The following is a 20,753-nucleotide window of genomic DNA, read 5'->3' on the forward strand; positions in this document are numbered from 1 at the left end:
AGTACTACAACAAATCGGAGGGATCATTATGCACACGCTCTACATGAAACAAAAAGTGTTCAGTCTACGCGGCCGCTTCACCATTAAAGATGCGGGCGGACATGATCAATATTTCATCGAAGGTAGCTTTATGAAGTTTCCGAAGTCGTTTGAAATTAAAGACGTGAATGGTCAAACGGTCACAACCATAACGAAAAAGACATTCAGTTTTTTACCGAAGTTTTGTGTAGAAGTGGATGGTACGGATATGATGACCATCTCAAAAGAGTTTTCATTCTTTAAACCGAAGTATTCGATCGATGCGGCCGGAATCGATGTCCAAGGGGACTGGTGGGACATGGATTTTGACGTGACGAAAAATGGACAATCGATTGGAAGTGTTCAAAAGAAGTGGTTCTCATGGGGCGACAGTTATGAGATTCGTGTCGAAGAACCAGAGATGGAGCACCTTCTCATCTCAATCGTCGTAGCCATCGATTGTGCGAAAGCAGATCAAGCAGCGGCATCAAGTGCAGCAACATAAAGGGGAGTATCTAATGGAATTTTGGGACGTCTATAACGTGGACCGAGAAAAGACCGGTCGCACGTGGCAACGGGGAAGTCGATTGCCAGAAGGGGGATATCATCTCGTCATCCACGTATGTATCTTTAACGAGAAGGGTGAGATGTTGATTCAACAGCGCCAACCGTTCAAGAATGGATGGGCCAATATGTGGGATATCACAGTCGGTGGAAGTGCCACGGTAGGAGATACGAGCCAACAAGCCGCGATGCGGGAGCTCGAAGAAGAGATTGGGCTCAAGCTTGATCTATCTCAGACACGACCGCATCTGACAGTCAATTTTGACGAAGGATTTGACGATATCTATTTGGTCGAAATGGAAGTGGATTTGAATGAGCTGACGCTTCAAGAATCTGAAGTGCAAGCCGTGAAGTGGGCGGACGAGGCGACGATTCTTCAAATGATTCGACAGCACGAGTTCATTCCATACCATGAACCGATGATTCCGCTGCTGTTTGCGATGCGAGGACAATGGGGAGGAATCAATCACAAGGCCGCAGTGAAAGTGGATTCTTAAATGTGGGAAGCATCGACATGAGTCGGTGCTTTTTTATGTCATTTTGATTTCACTTCCGAAAAGTGGTTGAAGTTGGGATGGATAAAATTTTATAATAGCATTAACGAAAGCGCTTTCGGAAATCGCTTTCAAAAGAACGGACTGATATATTGCCATCACTTATCCTGAAGGAGGACACATGATGAAGAAATGGGTTGCACTCGCACTTGGAACAGGTCTCGTCTTGTCATTGCCACAAGAAGTACCTGCTGAAAAGAGCTCAAAAGCCGACGACGCCAAGTGGAAACTTGTCTGGTCAGATGAGTTTAGTCAGGCGGAAATCGATCATTCGAAATGGAACTTTGAAACGGGGAACTGGATTGTCGACAAAGACGGAAATCCGGTCGCTGCCGGTTGGGGAAACAACGAGAAGCAATTTTATACGGACAAAAACGAAAACGCTTTCGTAAAAGACGGGAAACTCGTCATCCGTGCAAAAAAAGAGCAAGCATCCGATCAATTCGGCACATATGATTACACGTCGGCGAAGTTGACGACGAAGGGCACGTTCAGTAAGACATACGGTCGTTACGAGATGCGAGCGAAACTTCCAACAGGAAAAGGGCTCTGGCCAGCATTTTGGATGCTACCTGAAGAGGACCGTTACGGTGGTTGGGCAGCATCTGGTGAAATCGACATCATGGAGTCATGGGGCAGTCAGCCGGACAAAGTCGCCGGAACCATTCATTACGGGGAAACATGGCCGAACAACAAGTATACGGGGAAAGACTATCACTTCGCAGAAGGTGACGGCATCGACAAATGGCATACATATGCGGTCGAGTGGGAACCAGGTGAGATTCGTTGGTATGTAGACGGTCAGCTCTATCAAACACAAAACGACTGGTATGCGAAAGAAGCAAACAAAGCATCGAAATATAGCTATCCTGCGCCATTCGACCAAGATTTTTATTTGATCATGAACTTGGCAGTCGGTGGATGGTTTGATGGGGACGTCGATGAGACGACACCATTCCCGGCGGAGATGGAAGTCGATTACGTCCGTGTCTTTGACTTGAAGAACGGGAAGTATCGCGATGCTGTCGAGCCGACATATTCGGATGAAGAAGTCGTATTGCCAGAAGGGGCGAAGCAACCTTTAGAAGACGGGAACCTCGTCTATGATGAAGACTATACAGAACCGATCACGACGGTGACGAACGGTGCACAGGCGCTCAACCCGACGTATTGGAACTATGTGGCGCTTCCTGACTTTGGTGGTGTCGGTTCAGTCGATGTAATCGATTTGGCAGGATCACGTTTTGCCGACATTTCGATTGATCAGGCAGGAAGTCAGCCGTACTCGCATCAATTGATTCAAAACGTATCGCTCGGACAAGGCGGACATTATAAAGTGACGTTTGACGCCAAAGCGGACGCGGCGCGTTCGATCGCCGTTAAAGTCGGTGGTGGTCCAGACCGAGGCTATGCGAAATATTCAGATGAAGGGTCATTTGATTTGACGACAGACGTCCAAACGTACTCCATGACATTCGATATGACAGAAGAGACTGACCTTGCGGCACGTCTTGAGTTCAACGTTGGACTCAGTACGTCTGGTGTCCAAATCGGGAACGTCCGTGTCGAGCAGACACCTCGTGAGGCGTTCGATCCGAATGCGACAAAACCGAAGCTTGGAGACGGGAACCATGTGTATAACGGTACGTTCGACCAAGGTGCGATGGATCGCATGACGTATTGGACGTTCGACCCAGGCATCACGAAAGGGACAGGAACGGTCGACCCGGTAGAGCGTCTCTTCCGTTTTGAAACGAACAAGAAAAAAGGAGCACCGGCAACATTGGTGCAGCAAGGCATTCAATTACAAGAAGGACATGAATACGTTCTCCGCTTCAAAGCACGGGCAGAACGTGTAGATGGTCTTCAAATAGGATTGAACGGAGCGAATGGAGATGCCTATCTCCCACTCCAGCGTGTCGCTCTATCTGAAGCGTTCGATACGTATGAAATTCCGTTCACGATGGAAGCCGGAACTGACCTCATGAGTCAGCTTCAGTTCATTCTCGGTTCTGAAAAAGGTGTGATTGAAATCGATGACGTCGAATTGCGCGATGTCACACCAGTTTATATCGATCCGTCTCCACTTAAAAATGGAGCATTCACAGAAGGTCTCACAAACTGGGGCTCCTATGTACACTTTGACGCACAGGCTGCTGTCGAAGCGGTGAATGAGGCAGCACGTATCTCGATTACTCAAGAAGGGAACGAGGCGTGGAGTGTCCTCATGGAGCAAGGCGGTCTTGAGTTACAACAAGACCAAACGTACGTCGTACAATTCGATGCATCTTCTACAGTCGCTCGTTCATTCGAAGTGACGTTAGAGAATGCCGGGTACTATCGCTATTTAAGCGAAGTCGTTTCAGTCACACCGGAAACGAACACGTATACGTTTGAAGTGACTATGCCAGTAACGGATATGACAGGATTGAAGTTCTTGATGGGACGTACAGAAGGATCACCACTCGGTGCCCATAACATCACGATTGATAATGTGAGTGTGACGTTGAAATAAGATTATACGTAAAACAGGAATTTCTCACGATGAGAAATTCCTGTTTTTTAACGTTTGCGACTAATCAATCGCGCTGTCCGTAAGATTGATGGCAGTAGTTTACGACGTTGTCGGAACGCGAGATAACGCCCTTCCCATGACGGTTTGAACTTTTGTTTAAACTGCCTTAATCCGCTGAACGGATAAATGTAACTGATGTTTTCGAAAATATCGGCGGCGACGCGCTCTGGCCAATGGGAGAATGTCTGCTCACCGACGGCGGCAAGGGGTGCCACGCCGAGTCCGACATGTTCATAGCTTTCCGCACGTGCCCATTCGATGATGTGAAGAATCAGCACTTCAATTGCTCCGGACGGCGCATCATTTTTCGAACGCATCAAATCGATTGAAAGGGTTCCATTCCCTCGGAGCAACGAAATGAAGGCGACGACGACACCATCCGCATCTCGTAACAGAGCGATTGGATAACGTGTCAGCGTTTCGTAGTCGAAGAAACCGAGAGAGAACCCTTTCTCGTTCCGATTTCCAATCCACTCGTCTGAGATCTCTTTTAACTCCTCTAATAACAGGAGGCTCGGCTCACAGACGATCTCGAACGTGATTCCCTTCTTTTCGAATTGATTGTAAAGGGAGCGCATATTCGCACGCTTCTTACCCGACAACGAGAAGGTCGACACGTCAATCGTCGCCTCTTCCCCTAGCTTGAAGAACGTGAAGCCGGCATCATGAAGGCGTGGCATCCAATTCGGTGTGATTTGATAAAATAAAGGAATATATCCAATTCGGTCCGCATCTTCAATGAAACGCGTTAACAGTTCAGTCGCGGCCTGTCGTTCACCTTGGATATCTCCAAGGACAATCGCATGGTTTCGTGCTGTCGCAAATAAGAGGCATGCGTTTCCATTCTCATTCATATAGAAGCGTTTATCTGCCATATGGGCTAAGTCATAACCACTCGATGTGTGCTGTGTTGCTTGAAACTGTCTGATTCGATCTTCATCGTATGCCTCGCCGAGCGCCGGACGCTTCCAACGGTCGAACAGAAGCAGAAGCGCACTTGCTACGAGCGACGTGAAGAGGAGAAGGAACACCGTCAACCAACCAGCCTGATGCGATGTGAAGAACAAGTCGTCGGTACCTGCGAAAGATTGCAACAAGAGGGCGTGAGAGCCTACATACAGCAAAACGTAGAACAGGTTTCGAATGAGACGACCAGTCGTTAAAATGGAGCGGTATCGGACATGGCGTTTTCGTGTCAACCAGACGAAAGCAGCGAAACCGATGACGACGAATGTTTCGAATAAGTTCAAGCCTCGAGCGATGACCCCGATGGTCGCCCAGATGAACGCCGTATTGAGTAACCAGAGCGTTCGCTTTGTCCGCACATACATGCCATATACGGACAGGAACATGAGAAGTCCGGCACTCAATAAGAAGAGCGTTCCAATCCACTCAAACCAACGATTCACTTCATAGAGTGGTGTCACACTCGGGAGAAGTGTCTGGAACCAAATCAATAGACTGCTCATCAAGGCAATAAGACTCCCGGTCAAGCGCCCAATCTTCGCGAGTGTCCGGGAAACGATGCGCCATACGACGGTCCCAATCTCATAAGAAGATCCGATGATTGGTCGATATTCGATTTGTTTGACGACCTGGTCTCCGAACGCGATGGCCGCGAGAAACAGTCCAATCAAAAAAGGAACGACGAAATAGACGAATCGGTAGATGATCAAAGATGAGAGGACAATGTCTTGATGAATCCCCAATTGTGTCATTCCGACAAGATATAATAAGTCGAACGTTCCGGCGCCCCCTGGGACGAGGGAGACGACACCGACGACCGTCGCGACGATGAATACACCAAAGAGTTGCACGAACGAGGCCGACCCGTCGAGTAACGATAACGCGTAGATGGCGACGAGCCCTGCGGTGACCCATTCCGCAAGTGAAGTTATCGTGTATCCGATCAACGTGGACCAACCGATGTTTGATCGGCGTGAGGTGACGAACAGGTAAAACGGGAGCATCGCACTCACCGCAAGCAACACCGGCCAAATCCAAGGTTTCGTCCCGACGAGTGCACCTGCCGGGAAAATTCCGAGAAGCACACCGATGGAGAGGATCGAAAGACCGCTGATGAGTGTCGGTGTCATCCAACCGATGGCACGGAGTAGGCGTTTCGTATCCGTGTAAGGACGATACAGGGAAGTACGAAGGGCGATTCCAATCACCCCGCCGAATCCGAGCATCCCGTTCATCGAGTTCGTGATCCATGCCGTTTGCACGACTTTTCGCTTCGGCAACTCAATATGTAAAGAACGAAGCAGGAAGTAATCGTATCCTGTCATCGTCAGGACGGCGAATCCACCGAGTAGAATGAGCGTGAACTGTTCCCACCCGGTCAGTTGTTTCAATGTCGTGAAGGCGGTCGCGAGCGAGAGGTCTTTTAACTCCTGTCCGCTCTGGATTAAAATCAATCCGATTAACGCTATAGGGATGAGCCATTTTAATTGTTTCCATGAAAAACGAGTGCGCATGAGATTTTCTCCTTATCTGTCATATGGCTGACAGCGTCTTCTAACTAAATCGTACTATAGGATACGACTGAAATCTGTAAAACGTTTCAAAAGAGGGGATTGTAAGCGCAAGAAAGAGGACGAAATGTTGATTTTATATTTGCTACAGTGAGAGTAAGGAAGGGGTGTGGACATGCTGACATTTGAGGAAAAGTGGGCGAAAGTGCTCGCTTGTGACGCAACGTATGATGGGTTATTTTATACGGCCGTGAAGACGACAGGAATCTATTGCCGACCATCGTGCCGTTCCCGCAAACCGAAAAAAGAGAATGTTGATTTTTACATCACAAGACAAGAGGCAGAAACGAACGGCTTCCGACCGTGCAAGCGATGCCAGCCGGAAGTCGAGCATGCCCCACACCGAGCGCTCGTACAACAAGTGACTGTGTATTTGATGGAACATTATAAACAGCCGATTCGCCTCGAACAGATTGCCGAACATGTCCAATTGAGCCCGTTCCATTTGGAGCGGACATTTACCCAAGCGACAGGAGAGACGCCAAGGCAGCTATTGGAACGACTTCGCATCGACAAGGCGGCGTATTTATTACGAACGACCACGATGAGCAACCTGACAGTCTGCTATGAGGTCGGGTTTCAAACGCCATCGAATTTTTACCGTGTCTTCCGTCAAGTGAAAGGGTGCACACCGAATATGTATCGAAAAGGAGGGGACATATGAACGATTTGCTACTAGACGTTCCACAACCGTTTGATTTTCATGAGTGTCTCGTCTTTTTAAGTCGGTCCGAACAAGAGGTACTCCATGTCACGACGGACAAAGTAGTTCAAAAGCTGATGCGAATCGGGGAACGCCTGATCCTCGTCGAACTTCAAGGAGAGCAAGACCACATTCGTATCCTGTTCCCGGTCGATGACGTCTCGGATACGGAAACAGAAAGCATTGAACGTGAGGTTCGTGACTGGCTAGACCTTGATCGTGACCTCACACCGTTTGAGGCGATGGGGGCAGAGGATGAATTGCTGGCTCCTTTGGTTGAAGCACATCGTGGGTTACGAATGATTGGTTTCCCAAATTTGTTCGAGGCGCTTACATGGGCCATCATCGGGCAACAAATCACGCTCTCCTTCGCCTATACAATCAAGCGGCGGTTCGTGGAACGATATGGCGAACAGCGAGTCATCGAGGGAAGAACGTACTGGACGTTCCCACGTGCGGAACGAGTCGCCCTGCTTGAGCCGGAAGCGTTACGTGAGCTTCAGTTTAGTCGAAGGAAAGCGGAGTATGTTATTGATATTGCACGGGAAATAACAGGTGGGACGTTATCAAAATCGGCTCTACAGTCGCAATCTTCATCCGATATTCGTCAACGCTTGCTTTCCATACGAGGTGTCGGGGCTTGGACGGCGGACTATGTGTTGATGAAATGTTTTCAAGACGCATCAGCCTTTCCAGTCGCGGATGTCGGATTGCATCAAGCGATTCAACATCAATTAGGTACGCCTAAAAAGCCGACGATTGAAGAAGTGAAACGATACGGGGAGCGATGGCAAGGTTGGGAAGCATACGCGACATTTTATCTATGGAGGTCATTATATGGAAACGTATAAATTAGACATGGAGACGCCGGTTGGCGTGATTGAAATCGTTGGGACCGAGAAAATCATCCAGTCGATCTTATTCGTTGAACGCGAAGTGGCGCAATTACCTGAACCGAATGTACCTGATGTGTTGCGACAGTGTAAGGATGAGCTCGATGCTTATTTTCGAGGGGATAGGATGACGTTCACCTTTCCCATTGAACAAGTAGGCACGCCGTTCCAGCGGGATGTGTGGAGTACGTTACAAACAATTCCTTTTGCGGAGACGACATCATATCGTGAACTCGCCCGTCGTGTGAAGCGACCTACGGCTGTTCGGGCAGTCGGGGCGACGAATGGACGCAACAAACTGAGTATCGTCGTGCCTTGTCATCGTGTCATCGGATCGAACGGGAAATTGACAGGGTATGCCGGTGGATTATGGCGAAAAGAATGGCTCTTACACCACGAGAAACAAGTCGCACATCAAACCCAGTAAAAAAACATTTTCCCCTCCAAATCTGCTACACTAAAGGAGGTCCTATCGTGACGTCTGAATCGACGAAGTTGTAGGATGATTCCCGTCACTTATGGAGAAGGTTTTTGGAGGAATGTATGATTAAATTACTAGCAGATTCAACGTGTGACTTATCAGATGCAGTGCTTGAACAGTACAACATCGGGGTCGCGCCGTTGATCATTACGATGAACAATATGTCTTACCAGGACCGGGTGGATATCCAGCCGGATGATTTTTACGGAATGTTGGAAGCGCTCCCGGAATTCCCGACCACGGCGATGCCGAGTCCGGCGACGTTCTTAGCATTGATGGAAGATGCGGTCGCTGCCGGGCATGAAGAGATTCTATGTATCTGCATGTCGAGTGGCACGAGCGGCTCGTATCAGTCAGCGGTCATCGGGAAAGAGTACTTCGAAGAGGCGCATCCCGAATCAACAGTGAAAATCCATGTCGTCGATTCCCGATCAATGAGTCACGGCAGCGGCTGGTTGCTGCTAAAGAGTGCGCAAATGCGTGAAGCCGGTGCGACGTTCGAACAGCTCGTCGATTTTAACGAGACGTATAAGACGAGAGTGAAGCACTTCTTGTCCGTGGATGACTTGGACCATTTGATCAAGAGTGGACGCATCTCGAACGCGAGTGCCATCATCGGAAAACTACTCATGGTGAAACCGATTATGAGCATGAAGAACGGGAAAGGTGCCATTGTTGCCAAAGAGCGAGGCACACGTAAAGTGTTGAAGCATTATACGGACGAGTTCGTGAAGCGCGTGAATCCGGACATCACGAATTTCGTAATCATCGGGTACACATCCGATCAGCGGATTGCCGAGAACTTAAAAGCGAAGCTTGAAACCGAAACAGATTTCACAGGTGAGATTTACCTCATGCAGATGGGGGTCTCGGTCGGGACACACGTTGGTCTCGGAGCCATTTCGATGTTCTTCGTGGAGAAATAATAAAAGCCGTCTCATGTCGAGGCGGCTTATTTATGTGGCCATATGCATTTGATGACGGGCTCTTCGTTACTTAAATCGAGACGATAGACGTCTGGATTACGCATCGTACGCCATGTTTCAAAGTCATATTTAGGATCAAGCCGTTGTAAGAGGAGCGCAAGCAGATTACCGTGAGTCACGAGTAGTATCGAGCCATGTTGAGACTGGACACGCTCGATCACTTGCATGATTCGCTGAGTCGCTTCCTCACCAGATTCAGCACCAGGCAACTTGAACGTCGGGTCGATGAACGACTGGCGTAGCGGTGTCAGCCAGTCTTCGAGGGTCCATCAGACAGAATACGCTCTCGTAACAACGGTTCACGTTCGATTGGAAGTTGGTGGGCTTCGGCAAGAGGTGTGACCGAAGCGACCGCTCGGGTGTAGTCGCTTGAGAGTATCCGGTCAATCGGGATTTCACGAAAGAAATCAAGGAGCAGGTGTGCTTGTTCGTGACCCGCTTCCGTGAGTGGTGCGTCAGGTTCTTGACCGGAGGCCGAGCAGTGACGAATCAGATAGAGTGTGGACATGTGGATTCTCCTTTTTGAAATGCTCAATTACCAGCAAGATAAGCGTGTCATCGAGTCATTATGACTTGTGATGTATGCAATCTCTTCGAATTCATGCAAAAAAGCATTTTCGTAGAGGGAGTTGAGCATCTCTTGGTCTTTACAGTATATCGTCACGTACTGACTGTCCGTTACAAGTAGCACAAACTCGCACGTGCTATGTAGAAAATCTTCATACGTTACGATTTCCGAGGACATATTAGAGTGGAACGCTTTTATATCAACAAAAATCAAATAGTGTTGTTGAGTGATCCGTTCATTGAGTTGTCGACCATTGATAATGGTCGACTTCGGAAACAACAAACAGTCAAGTTGTTCATCTTTCACAACATAGGATTCCTCATCAATTACCTTCCATTGATATTGGTCGAGAGGGATAGGAGTCAAAATATCTTGTAAAAAATGACGGTATTGATTAGGGATTGTAAAACTTAGACCGCGTCTCACAAGAACACCTCCTTCGTTTCAAGGAATCATGACAATTTCATAAAAAGTTTCAGCACAAAAAATCATACATAACCCTTATCATTCATCACAAAAGAGTTATAATCGGTATAACGATTATAAAATATATGATTGAGGAATGGGGATTCTTCGGTTGTATGACAAAAAATTCAGGGGATAAGGATGGGGTTTTCATGAGCAGTACGCAAACGAGAACAGACGTCATTTTAATTGGGGCAGGCATTATGAGCGCAACGCTCGGTTCACTCTTTAAAGAGCTCGTACCGGAGTGGAACATCAAAGTGTTCGAAAAGCTCGATGCAGCAGGGGAAGAAAGTTCAAACGAATGGAATAACGCAGGTACGGGACATGCCGCACTTTGCGAATTAAACTATACAACGGAGAACGCGGATGGGACGATTGATATTTCCAAAGCGGTCAACGTCAACGAGCAATTCCAAATCTCACGCCAGTTTTGGGCACATCTCGTCAAGCAAGGATTGATTGAAAATCCGGGTGCCTTCATTCGTTCGATTCCACATATGAGCATGGTCCAAGGGGAAAAGAATGTCGATTTCTTGAAACGCCGTTTGGAAGCGCTCACAACGAATCCGTTATTTGAAGGCATGGTCTTATCGGACGATCCGAATCAGCTACGGGAATGGTTCCCGCTCATCATGGACGGACGGACATCGGACGAACCGATTGCCGCGACGAAAATCGATTCAGGGACGGACGTGAACTTCGGCGCGTTGACACGGATGTTGTTTGACCATCTCACATCAAACGGAGTCGAGGTCAACTACGGCCATAGCGTCGAGGACGTGAAGCGTCTCGATAACGGTCTTTGGGAAGTGAAAGTGAAAGACTTGGCTGCGAACAAGATTGAGACGCATACGGCACCGTTCCTCTTCATCGGAGGCGGTGGCGGAAGTTTACCACTCTTACAAAAGACAGGGATTCCGGAGTCGAAACAAATCGGCGGGTTCCCTGTCAGTGGACTCTTCCTCGTCTGTAAAAATCGTGAGGTCATCGAGCAACACCACGCTAAAGTGTATGGGAAGGCGAAGGTCGGGGCACCACCAATGTCGGTACCGCACCTCGACACACGCTTTATCGATGGACGAAAAGAGTTGTTATTCGGACCGTTCGCCGGCTTCACGCCGAAGTTCTTGAAAACAGGATCGAACTTGGATTTGATTCGTTCGGTCAAACCAAACAACCTCATCACGATGCTTGCGGCAGGGGCAAAAGAGATGCCGCTCACGAAATACTTGATCGAACAGGTGCTCTTGTCACACGACAAGCGCATGGATGAACTTCGTGAATTCATCCCGAACGCCAAGAACGAAGATTGGGAAATCGTTGTGGCCGGGCAACGGGTTCAGGTCATCAAAGATACACTGCAAGGAAAAGGGACACTTCAGTTCGGAACAGAAGTCGTCAGCGCGGAAGATGGTTCCGTTGCGGCACTTCTTGGTGCTTCTCCAGGCGCATCGACAGCTGTTCATGTCATGTTGAAAGTGCTCGAGCAGTGCTTCCCACAACAGTTACCGGAGTGGGAAGAGAAAATCAAAGAGATGGTTCCGTCATATGGCTTGAAACTTTCGGAACATCCGGACCTGTTCAAGACGATTCACGAATCGACAGCGGTCACGCTCGGTTTGGAAGAAAAGGACATGGTCCACAACTGAAGAGAATGAGGCGAGTATACAATCGTATGCTCGCTTTTTTCAGTACCTAGCGTAATCTATATATCGCTTGGGTAAATAATAAATACTAAAAACATTACAACTGAGGGAGGATTGGAATGAAACTTACAAAAATCCAAATCACAACGATTATATTGTTTATTGCGTGGGGTGTTTGGGAGTTTTTTGTTTATGACTGGGCAAAGACCGAAGAAGGTCCTATTATTCGCGCAGATTTAGTGTTCATTTTACCGATACTTGCGATCATGTTAATTCTTTCAATTGTACAATTGTTAAGACGTAAAAAGAGCGTTTGAATAACAACATCGTTCCATCGGAGCAAGGCAAGAAGCCTTAGCTTATGTTGAACGGTTTTTGTATGCAGTTATCTCTGCACTATCTTTAAGAACGTTTTACATCGTTGTTCGAGCATGGCAACACAAAAAAGACCTCTTCCACGTGGAAGGGTCAAGGTGTGAGTGTCGCCATGCTTTCATGTAAGTATTCACCGATTTGACGTTCGAGGTCACTCTCTGAACGTTCAAGAGCGAGCGAGAGTTCTTTCACCAAAATGGTTTTGGCGTTCTCTAAAATTTTACGATCTTGTTCGTACAGCTTTTTGTTTGCCTGTAGCGACTCGATTTGACGACGGCTCAACGTATTCACGACTTGAGCGATCTCGTGACGGTTTCCTGAATGGACAACATTTAAAAATTCACGATTGCGATTGTTCGAATGTGGATTCCATTCAACGCCAGGCGAGCGGAACGACTCTAAAATCTCTAATGCTTCGTCTGCTTCGAGCAACGTCAACATCATCACATTCTCATTATCGACCGGGATGCTAATCTGCAACTTCTGTGAGTTGTTGATGGGGTGAAGCGTATAGTACGATTTCGTTTCTCCTGCGACCGTTTTGTCCGAAATGTCGTCGATCCGACATACGCCATGGGTCGAGTAGATGATTAAGTCTCCAGCTTTAAACAAGTCGATCACCTCTTCCTTACCTATAAGCATAGTCATTCAGAAGGTGAAATGTCAACTCGGTTGACGTTTAGTGCAAGGTGTGCATATAAAAATCGTGACGAGTGAACCCGACACGATTACAGTTTCCAGTCCATACGTAGAATGGTTTTCAGCTGATTGAACGCCTCTTGTCCGATGCCTTCTTGGATCCGTTGCTCGAGTTGCGCTTTGAGCGCCTCATTCTGTTCATAACAAGTGTGACCGAGAGAGGTCAGCTCGATGCATTTGTCCTTTCGATTTTGCGGATGGTCCGTCACGAGGACGAGCGCCTTACCTTCTAGATTCTTAATCAGTTTATGAATCGCTTGCCGTGAGATATGAACGTCTCGCGTGACCTCGGCAATGGTCGTTTTAGCTTGATAAAGTGTAGCAAGAATGTACCATTCAGAGTTTGAGATGTGGATGTCACTCTGTTCATTCCAGGATTGTTCACTTATGCGTCGCACTTGATCGTTTCGTTCTGTCAGTAAATCAAGTAGACGGGTTGACGTTGATGGAGTCAAATCAAGTCACTCCTCTTTCGTTTCCAGGTTTTAGACGTTCCTAACTATACAAAAGCAACTATACCCCGTCAACGTCAATCTAGAACAAAACGAGGCACAAGGCCCCGTTTTTTACTGGCAATCTTTATTTTTAAAATCGATGACCATCCGTCCCTGAATTTTCCCTTGTTCCATCTCTTCAAACACGTCTTGTACTTCGTGAAGGCAACGCTTATGAACGACCGGAACGACGAGTCCCTCAGCCCCGAACTGGAAAGCTTCTTCTAAGTCTTTACGTGTTCCGACGAGCGAACCGACGACTTCAATCCCATCGAGAACGAGACGGGGGATGTTCAAATCCATCGTTTCAGAAGGAAGACCGACGGCTACGACTTTCCCGCAGGCTCGAACGGCATTGACCGCTGAATTGAAGGCAACTTTTGAGACGGCCGTGACGACTGCGGCGTGCGCTCCGCCGAACTTCTCTTGAACGATGTCCGCCGCATCCCCCTCGTTCGAAGGGTTGATCGTCAAATCGGCTCCACTTTCTTTGGCGAGTTCGAGCTTGTCGTCGTTCAAATCGACAGCGATGACGTGCGCGTTGAAGACGTGTTTCGCATATTGAATGGCTAGGTTCCCGAGTCCGCCACAACCATAGATGACGACCGTCTCCCCAGGCTTCACGTCCGCGACTTTGATGGCCTTATACGTCGTGACGCCCGCACATGTGATGCTTGAAGCTTGTGCAGGATCCAAGCCTTCTGGCACTTTGACGGCATAATCTGCCACGACGATACTTTGCTCGGCCATGCCTCCGTCAACGCTATAACCGGCATTTTGAACGTTTCGGCAGAACGTCTCACGTCCCGTCGTACAATATTCGCAGCGACCACATGCATGATACATCCAGGCGATACTGACGCGGTCTCCGACTTTTAGACTCGTGACATCGTCCGCGATTTTTGACACGATTCCAATCCCTTCATGACCGAGCACACGTCCTTGAACATCACCGAAATCTCCGGCCGCGACGTGAAGGTCCGTATGACAAACGCCACAGTACTCGACATCAACGAGCGCTTCCCCAGATTGTAATGGACGAATTTCCTTTTCCACGACTTCAATGTTGGCTTTGCTTGCTGAATTGACAACGACTGCTTTCATGTTTGAACACACTCCTTGTGAGAAATTAGCGAATCTGCCTAAACAACATTCTGAATCACACCGTCAGAATATCACAAAAAATGGAATGAGAGCGCTTTATTTTTGGATAGCAATTGTCTGAAACATGAACTTTTGTCACATGAAGATTTAGGGAAGTAAAGATGAATGAAGCAAATGAAAGGAGTGTCAGTTACATGACGCGGACAGAGTTATTTCACACATACAAATCGAAAATTTTGCAGTTAACAGATTTAGAGGAAGAGACGTTAAAAAGCGAAGAGTTTTTATTGGACCGTGACGAAAAGAAACAACTCGATATCTATTACGCACCATTCGAATACATTAATCCAAATGCGAAAGTCGTCATCGCGGGAATCACACCTGGTTTGTATCAAATGCGTCAGTCGTTCGAGGCGATTCGTGACTTGAGGGACGCGCCAGACGAAGAGGCGCTTCGAGCCGTCAAACAACGTGGCAGTTTTTCCGGTCCGATTCGGAAGAACTTGGTGACAATGCTGGATGATTTAGCGTTACATCATCACTTAGGAATCGATTCCTCCCTCGATTTGTTTGAATCAGCGAACCATCTCGTGCAAAACACGGCGGTCCTCCCTTATCCGGTCTTTTATAAGGGCAAAAACTATAACGGGTCGAGCCCAGATATGATTCGAACGGATTTGTTTCGACCGTACGTGGAAGGAACTTTCGCTGAAGAGATGACACATCTTCAAGATGCACTCATCTTACCGATGGGCGTCAATGTGAAGCGAGCTGTGGAATTATTGGTTGAGCGAGGGCTTTTGGATCAGGATCGCGTAGTGAGCGGGTTCCCACACCCGTCTGGTGGGAACGGTCATCGCCATCGCATCTTCGCCGAAAATCGAGACGCCATGAAGCGACACATTGCCGAACATTTCAAACGACATCCACTCTGAACCGCACTGCGGTTCTTTTCATGTGAGCACATGACCTGACATCGACTCTTTACTTCGCTAAAATGGTAAACGGTTGACTCACTCACGAGATGTAGAAAGGATGTCCGCCATGATCACATTGTCGTCCGTCCATAAGCATTATGGACAAGAGATGGCCGTTCGTGATGTATCGCTTCACATTCGAAAAGGAGAGATTTACGGCATCATCGGCGCAAGTGGTGCCGGGAAGTCGACGCTTCTTCGATTGATGAATGTGTTGGAGCGACCCGATAGTGGAAGTGTCATAGTCGATGGCGACCAGTTGACCGAACTCTCCAGTCGGGAACTCCGCAAGAAGCGACATCGGATCGGTATGATTTTTCAACAATTTAATCTTGTCGCGAATAAGACCGTCTTTGATAATGTCCTCGATTCACTGAAGCTTGCCAAGCGCCCGAAAGCGTCGTGGGAAGCACGCGTGATGGAATGTCTCCAGTTCGTCGGACTCGAAGCGTATCGCGATAAATATCCTTCCCAGTTGAGTGGGGGGCAGAAGCAACGCGTCGCCATCGCTCGGGCACTCGCAAGCGAACCGAGCGTGCTCTTATGCGATGAACCGACCTCTTCCCTTGACCCGAACACGACGGCAGAAGTGCTGCGTGTCCTTCAGTCGGTCAATGAACAACTTGGCGTCACCGTCGTCCTCGTCACGCATGAGATGGATGTCATTCGTCAAATCTGTCATCGCGTCACCGTCATGGCAGAAGGAGCAGTACATGAGACGATTGAACAAGAGCCGACGGGTGTAGTCGCCATCGATCAGAATCCGAGTTGGTTCGTTGAACAGCTACGGAAGGAGGGCGCACCGAATGCCTGACATCTTGTTGCGCTATCAATCGGAGATTTGGCAGTCCATCGCCGAGACGTTCATCATGGTCGGGGTATCGATTCTCGCTGCGATTCTAGTTGGACTTCCGTTAGGCACATGGCTTTATCTTTCGCGTAAAGGACAGCTGTTAGAGAACCAAGTCGTCTTCTCTGTCCTCAACTTAGTCGTGAACATCGTCCGGTCATTCCCGTTCTTGTTACTCGTCGTGTTTTTGATTCCATTTACACGACTCATCATCGGGACGGCCATTGGAACAGCGGCGGCGACGGTGCCACTTTCCATCATTGCCATCGCGCATTATGCGCGCCTCGTCGAACAATCATTGATTGATGTTCCGCGCGGGGTTGTCGAAGCGGCGCTTTCGATGGGGGCGTCGGTGAAAGATATCATCTTCAAGTTTCTTTACGTCGAAGCCAGATCCGGTCTCGTACTCGGATTGACGACATCCATCATCAGCTTTATCTCATACTCGACAATCATGGGGGTCGTCGGGGGCGGTGGCATCGGTGACTTTGCCATCCGTTATGGGTATCAGCAATTTCAGACAGAACTCATGCTCTATATGATTCTCATCATGCTCGTCTTCGTACAGCTGATCCAGTTCGCGGGCACGACCGTGGCACGAATTATCGACAAACGCTAAACAGAAAGTAGGAAATGAATATGAAAAAATTGATGGCATTTCTTGCCTCGCTCACACTCGTCCTCGCCGCATGTGGGAACGACACAGAAACACAAACAGAACAATCGAACGAACCACAGACATTGAAAGTCGCGTCACTCATCCCACCGATGACAGATATGCTTGAAATCGCAAAAGAACAGCTCGCAGAAGAGAACATCGAACTCGAAATCGTAGTCCTCGGAGACAATGTCCAACCGAACTCGGCACTTGCGGCGAAAGAAGTCGATGCGAACTTCTTCCAACACGTCCCGTACATGGAAGAGTTCAACCGCAGCAACGATGCAAATCTCGTTCCGATCGAACCGATTTATTTCGCAAACTACGGTGTATACGCGAAAAACTATGATGGTATGGAAGACATTCCGGAAGGCGCGACAATCGCCATCGCTAACGATGTATCGAACATCGACCGTTCGCTCTCCCTTCTCGCACAACATAACGTGATCGAGCTCGGAGAGAAAGAAGGCACGTACTATACACAAGCCGATATCACATCGAATCCGAAAAACTTCAAGTTTGAAGAAGTCGATTTGTTGATGCTCGCTCGTGCATACGATGATGTCGATGCGGTCTTGATGACACCAGCTTACGCGGCACCTCTCGGTTTGACACCGAAAAGTGATGCACTCCTGACAGAAGGTGTCGAGAACGACTTCGCGATCACGCTCGTCGCACGTGAAGACAACCAGGACGACGAAGCAATCCAAAAACTCGGTGAGGCGCTCACGAGTGATGAAGTCCGTGCATTCTTAGAAGAAAACTATGCAGAAACGGCGATTCCGGCCTTTGAATAAAAAAGATTGAGCCTCGTCGGCTCAATCTTTTTTAGTACTCTTCGTATTCTCTTGGATCTTGGTCATCGATGCGACCGTCCGGCTTCGTCAACGCATTGAGCGTCTCCATCTCTTCGTCGGTCAATTCAAAGTTGAAGACATCGAGGTTCTCTTTCTGATGCAACTCGCTAGATGAACGGGCGAGCGGAATCACACCGAGCTGGATATGCCAGCGCAAGATAACTTGAGAGACGCTCTTGCCTTTTTGTTTGGCGAGTTCGGTGATCTTCTCGTCGTGGATGACCGTACGGGCGCGACTGAGCGGGCTCCATGCCTCTGTGATGATGCCACGCTCCTTATCGGCTTGACGCTGCTCGACTTGCGAGAAGTACGGATGTAGCTCGATTTGGTTGATGACCGGTGTTTCTCCCGTCTCTTCAATCAAGCGGTCAAGGTGCTCCGGCATGAAGTTCGAGACCCCGATAGAGCGGATCCATCCGTTTTTCTTCGCCTGAATCAAGGCACGCCATGCCTCGACGTACTTGTTTTGTTTCGGATTTGGCCAATGCAAAAGGAACAAATCCCAATAGTCGAGGTTTGCCCGATACAAGGACTCCCGAATCATCTCGAGTGCCTGGTCGTAGTCATAATATTGCGCGCGCAATTTTGATGTTAAGAAAAGTTGTTCGCGCGGGATGCCAGATTGGCGAACCGCCTCACCGACCGCACCTTCATTATCATAACGAATCGCCGAATCGATGAGTCGATATCCGTTTCGGATGGCGCACGTAATGGCGTCGACCCCTGCTTCACCTTTCAAATAAACTGTTCCGAGTCCAATGGCCGGAATCTCATAACCATCATGTAACTTCATTGTTGGAATACCCATCAAATGCCTCCCCATTCAAAATCCGTTCTCTTCTCCGCTATTCCACTTTCCTCGGAAACGAAACGTTTGAATGTGAGGTCAACGACGAAAGGCTTTGATCAACCCTTCGGCCAGGTCGAGGATACACACGACGATGATCGTGAACAAAATACTCCATACACCCCAGCGACTGATTGTTTCGATGTCGATATTCGTTTGTTCAGCAATCAAAGAGAGGGCTTCGGTCGAAATTAGATCAGGTTGCAGTAAAATGAGTGCCGTGACGACGATCCATACGATATTGAAGAGGGCGTTCCACAAGGCGAGCGGCTTCGTCCAGTGTCGAACGATGCATTTGTAAATGGCAATCGCAATGCCGAAAACGGCCAAAGCAATGACAAATGGGAAGAATTGATTCAAGACAGACGAATTGAATAGCGGATAGGATTCGCCATCCGTGACGACCCGAATCAACTGCTCGGCGTTGACGTATAATACGACCATCAAAACAGTGGCGACAACATCAAACAAGATTGAACCAAGAGAGATTGAGGTCGAACGAGGTTTCACCTTTTTCAGTTGCTCAGGTTTCCAACTCGAGAAGGGGACTTCGCCCTCAGGTACGGACCGTTCGATGATGAAGAACGTGAGGGTAATCCAGAATAGCGTCTGGACGACAACGTTGAAGATGGCAGCCCCGGTTTGAAGGAATGCTTGAATCAAGAATTGACTCCAAGACGTGTCGTCAATCGGGTTGGTCAAATAACCGATGATGGAGAGAATTGTGACAACCGTGACGGCAATCGGTAAGACGATCTTGATGATGTTCACGTACTGGGTGAAGAAAGCTGGTCCGATGAGATGGAGGGGACGATTCGCATAACGAGCAGCGAGAACATGAGGGTCGCCGAGTTCGCGCAACGCTTCAAACAAGGCAGTTTCAGACGGGTCATTTCCAGTCATGTCATCAATTGTCGACTCCAATTCCAGGGCGACATCTTGCCGCATCGATTCAGGGATTCGAGAGGTGACTTCATCGATATATACATCACGAAGATTCATGATCATTTCCTCCTTCAATTAGACGGGTCAACGTTTTCGACATCTTCATCCATTCTTCGTACAACTCATTCAAAATAGCCATTCCATCGGGGCTGAGCACATAGTACTTTCGAGGTCGACTTTCCGTCGTATCCCAGGAGCTTGTGACGAGTCCTTGTTTTTCCAGTCGACGTAAGAGCGGATAGAGCGTACTTTGATCAATGTTGATCTCGGCATCAAGTAATGCCTGGACGAGCGAGTAACCATACTGTGGTGTCTTCAACTGACTGAGCACCGCAATCGTCAACGTACCACGACGCAACTCTGTCACCAACGAGGCTTTGACATCGGACATTTTTTCGCCTCCTTCATTCGTTCATCTTTATACTGTATATCATACACTATAAGTCATCATACATCAATGTAGTTAATTATCTAAAAAAGAAATTGAGTCTTTTCCTGATTTTGGGATAATGAAGGGGAGGTGATGTTCATGAAGTGGTGGTGGATAGTTGGCGGTATCGTAATTGTCGTGTTGATGGAAGTGAACGTTCGGATATATGGTGGAGCCGCAACGTTCGATGTGCCGATTGGATGGATGATCACGCTATTGGTCATGACCCATTTTCGAAAGCCCATATCGACTCGATGGATTGTGGCGTTTGGGGTGATTAGCGTCAGTATTGGAATCGTGTTATCCGTACCGAGTTATTCAGTAGCGGAAGCACAAGAGACGCTGAATAAAACGTACAATGACGTGACGTACATGGAAAGCGTACCGACGACCGGGGGGGAGTGGAACCCATTCACGCCTCGAGTGGGCTACCGATTTGAGACGGGGAGCGGAGAATCGGTCTTGTTCATCCCGGACTCCGGGAAAACATTTGAACTGTAAAAAAAGACTCGCTCTCATGATAG

The 20,753-nt window shown here is 48.3% G+C and carries 24 protein-coding genes; 14 read left to right on the plus strand and 10 right to left on the minus strand.

The window, feature by feature from the left end:
• The first annotated feature begins 28 nt into the window (after window positions 1-28).
• The 3 genes from KNP04_RS10790 to KNP04_RS10800 all read left to right on the plus strand — a co-directional run bounded on the left by KNP04_RS10790 (window position 29) and on the right by KNP04_RS10800 (window position 3,651).
• The gene (locus tag KNP04_RS10790) at window positions 29-523 is read left to right on the plus strand and encodes an LURP-one-related/scramblase family protein (RefSeq protein WP_214875934.1); all 495 of its coding nucleotides are present in this window, start codon (window positions 29-31) and stop codon (window positions 521-523) included.
• 13 nt (window positions 524-536) lie between these two features.
• Window positions 537-1,079 carry an NUDIX hydrolase gene (locus KNP04_RS10795; protein ID WP_214875937.1) on the plus strand — a complete coding sequence of 181 codons (543 nt, stop codon included), beginning with the start codon at window positions 537-539 and terminating at the stop codon, window positions 1,077-1,079.
• A 181-nt stretch (window positions 1,080-1,260) separates the two neighbouring features.
• Entirely contained in the window at window positions 1,261-3,651 is a 2,391-nt protein-coding gene (locus KNP04_RS10800; RefSeq protein ID WP_214875940.1) for a carbohydrate binding domain-containing protein, read from the plus strand.
• A 47-nt stretch (window positions 3,652-3,698) separates the two neighbouring features.
• Here KNP04_RS10800 and mprF read toward each other — a convergent pair whose 3' ends face one another.
• Complete coding sequence (gene mprF / locus KNP04_RS10805; protein ID WP_214875944.1) at window positions 3,699-6,191, minus strand: bifunctional lysylphosphatidylglycerol flippase/synthetase MprF; 2,493 nt, start codon at window positions 6,189-6,191, stop codon at window positions 3,699-3,701.
• Between the two features lie 172 nt (window positions 6,192-6,363).
• Here mprF and KNP04_RS10810 point away from each other — a divergent pair, with 172 nt between their 5' ends.
• From KNP04_RS10810 to KNP04_RS10825, 4 genes are all read left to right on the plus strand, one after another.
• Window positions 6,364-6,912 carry a bifunctional transcriptional activator/DNA repair enzyme AdaA gene (locus KNP04_RS10810; RefSeq protein WP_214749608.1) on the plus strand — a complete coding sequence of 183 codons (549 nt, stop codon included), beginning with the start codon at window positions 6,364-6,366 and terminating at the stop codon, window positions 6,910-6,912.
• Window positions 6,909-7,802, plus strand: coding sequence for a DNA-3-methyladenine glycosylase family protein (locus KNP04_RS10815; protein ID WP_214875947.1), 894 nt, complete (start codon window positions 6,909-6,911; stop codon window positions 7,800-7,802). The genes KNP04_RS10810 and KNP04_RS10815 overlap by 4 nt, the downstream gene beginning before the upstream one ends.
• On the plus strand, window positions 7,789-8,271 hold the full coding sequence (locus KNP04_RS10820; RefSeq protein ID WP_214875950.1) for a methylated-DNA--[protein]-cysteine S-methyltransferase: 483 nt from the start codon (window positions 7,789-7,791) through the stop codon (window positions 8,269-8,271). The genes KNP04_RS10815 and KNP04_RS10820 overlap by 14 nt, the downstream gene beginning before the upstream one ends.
• Before the next feature lie 116 nt (window positions 8,272-8,387).
• The gene (locus KNP04_RS10825; RefSeq protein ID WP_214875953.1) at window positions 8,388-9,251 is read left to right on the plus strand and encodes a DegV family protein; all 864 of its coding nucleotides are present in this window, start codon (window positions 8,388-8,390) and stop codon (window positions 9,249-9,251) included.
• 26 nt (window positions 9,252-9,277) lie between these two features.
• Here the strand turns inward: KNP04_RS10825 and KNP04_RS10830 are convergent, their stop codons facing one another.
• From KNP04_RS10830 to KNP04_RS10840, 3 genes are read right to left on the minus strand one after another with little or no spacing between them, the layout of a single operon-like run.
• A complete protein-coding gene (locus KNP04_RS10830; protein WP_483297973.1) occupies window positions 9,278-9,562 on the minus strand; it encodes a histidine phosphatase family protein in 285 nt (94 codons plus the stop codon).
• A complete protein-coding gene (locus KNP04_RS10835) occupies window positions 9,559-9,819 on the minus strand; it encodes a histidine phosphatase family protein (protein WP_214875959.1) in 261 nt (86 codons plus the stop codon). Before KNP04_RS10835 ends, KNP04_RS10830 begins: the two co-directional genes overlap by 4 nt.
• Window positions 9,820-9,846: 27 nt before the next feature.
• The gene (locus KNP04_RS10840) at window positions 9,847-10,305 is read right to left on the minus strand and encodes a DUF2691 family protein (protein WP_214875962.1); all 459 of its coding nucleotides are present in this window, start codon (window positions 10,303-10,305) and stop codon (window positions 9,847-9,849) included.
• Between the two features lie 191 nt (window positions 10,306-10,496).
• Between KNP04_RS10840 and KNP04_RS10845 the strand changes: the two genes are divergently transcribed.
• Both KNP04_RS10845 and KNP04_RS10850 read left to right on the plus strand, forming a co-directional pair.
• Window positions 10,497-11,996, plus strand: a complete 1,500-nt coding sequence (locus tag KNP04_RS10845) for a malate:quinone oxidoreductase (RefSeq protein ID WP_214875966.1) — start codon at window positions 10,497-10,499, stop codon at window positions 11,994-11,996.
• Between the two features lie 116 nt (window positions 11,997-12,112).
• Window positions 12,113-12,310: a hypothetical protein gene (locus tag KNP04_RS10850; RefSeq protein WP_214875970.1), complete on the plus strand. Its 198-nt coding sequence runs from the start codon at window positions 12,113-12,115 to the stop codon at window positions 12,308-12,310.
• Between the two features lie 151 nt (window positions 12,311-12,461).
• On the opposite strand, the gene KNP04_RS10855 is transcribed toward KNP04_RS10850, so the two are convergent.
• From KNP04_RS10855 to adhP, 3 genes are all read right to left on the minus strand, one after another.
• Window positions 12,462-13,016: a CarD family transcriptional regulator gene (locus KNP04_RS10855; protein WP_251129922.1), complete on the minus strand. Its 555-nt coding sequence runs from the start codon at window positions 13,014-13,016 to the stop codon at window positions 12,462-12,464.
• A gap of 80 nt (window positions 13,017-13,096) precedes the next feature.
• Entirely contained in the window at window positions 13,097-13,522 is a 426-nt protein-coding gene (locus tag KNP04_RS10860; protein WP_214875973.1) for a MarR family winged helix-turn-helix transcriptional regulator, read from the minus strand.
• A gap of 111 nt (window positions 13,523-13,633) precedes the next feature.
• Window positions 13,634-14,665: an alcohol dehydrogenase AdhP gene (gene adhP / locus KNP04_RS10865; RefSeq protein ID WP_214875976.1), complete on the minus strand. Its 1,032-nt coding sequence runs from the start codon at window positions 14,663-14,665 to the stop codon at window positions 13,634-13,636.
• 194 nt (window positions 14,666-14,859) lie between these two features.
• Here adhP and KNP04_RS10870 point away from each other — a divergent pair, with 194 nt between their 5' ends.
• From KNP04_RS10870 to KNP04_RS10885, 4 genes are all read left to right on the plus strand, one after another.
• The gene (locus KNP04_RS10870) at window positions 14,860-15,600 is read left to right on the plus strand and encodes a hypothetical protein (protein ID WP_214875979.1); all 741 of its coding nucleotides are present in this window, start codon (window positions 14,860-14,862) and stop codon (window positions 15,598-15,600) included.
• A 109-nt stretch (window positions 15,601-15,709) separates the two neighbouring features.
• The gene (locus KNP04_RS10875; protein WP_214875982.1) at window positions 15,710-16,456 is read left to right on the plus strand and encodes a methionine ABC transporter ATP-binding protein; all 747 of its coding nucleotides are present in this window, start codon (window positions 15,710-15,712) and stop codon (window positions 16,454-16,456) included.
• Complete coding sequence (locus KNP04_RS10880) at window positions 16,449-17,111, plus strand: methionine ABC transporter permease (protein ID WP_214875985.1); 663 nt, start codon at window positions 16,449-16,451, stop codon at window positions 17,109-17,111. Before KNP04_RS10875 ends, KNP04_RS10880 begins: the two co-directional genes overlap by 8 nt.
• Before the next feature lie 20 nt (window positions 17,112-17,131).
• Window positions 17,132-17,947 carry a MetQ/NlpA family ABC transporter substrate-binding protein gene (locus KNP04_RS10885; protein WP_214875988.1) on the plus strand — a complete coding sequence of 272 codons (816 nt, stop codon included), beginning with the start codon at window positions 17,132-17,134 and terminating at the stop codon, window positions 17,945-17,947.
• 31 nt (window positions 17,948-17,978) lie between these two features.
• Here KNP04_RS10885 and KNP04_RS10890 read toward each other — a convergent pair whose 3' ends face one another.
• The 3 genes from KNP04_RS10890 to KNP04_RS10900 all read right to left on the minus strand — a co-directional run bounded on the left by KNP04_RS10890 (window position 17,979) and on the right by KNP04_RS10900 (window position 20,190).
• Entirely contained in the window at window positions 17,979-18,815 is an 837-nt protein-coding gene (locus tag KNP04_RS10890) for an aldo/keto reductase (protein ID WP_214875991.1), read from the minus strand.
• A gap of 78 nt (window positions 18,816-18,893) precedes the next feature.
• Window positions 18,894-19,856, minus strand: coding sequence for an HAAS signaling domain-containing protein (locus KNP04_RS10895; RefSeq protein ID WP_214875994.1), 963 nt, complete (start codon window positions 19,854-19,856; stop codon window positions 18,894-18,896).
• A complete protein-coding gene (locus tag KNP04_RS10900) occupies window positions 19,843-20,190 on the minus strand; it encodes a PadR family transcriptional regulator (RefSeq protein ID WP_214696655.1) in 348 nt (115 codons plus the stop codon). The genes KNP04_RS10895 and KNP04_RS10900 overlap by 14 nt, the downstream gene beginning before the upstream one ends.
• Window positions 20,191-20,328: 138 nt before the next feature.
• Here KNP04_RS10900 and KNP04_RS10905 point away from each other — a divergent pair, with 138 nt between their 5' ends.
• Window positions 20,329-20,730 (plus strand): hypothetical protein, encoded by a 402-nt coding sequence (locus tag KNP04_RS10905; protein ID WP_214875998.1) that lies wholly within the window; start codon window positions 20,329-20,331, stop codon window positions 20,728-20,730.
• Window positions 20,731-20,753 lie beyond the last annotated feature (23 nt).

The organism is Exiguobacterium sp. CH10 (genome assembly GCF_018617635.1).
Lineage (GTDB): Bacteria > Bacillota > Bacilli > Exiguobacteriales > Exiguobacteriaceae > Exiguobacterium > Exiguobacterium aestuarii_A.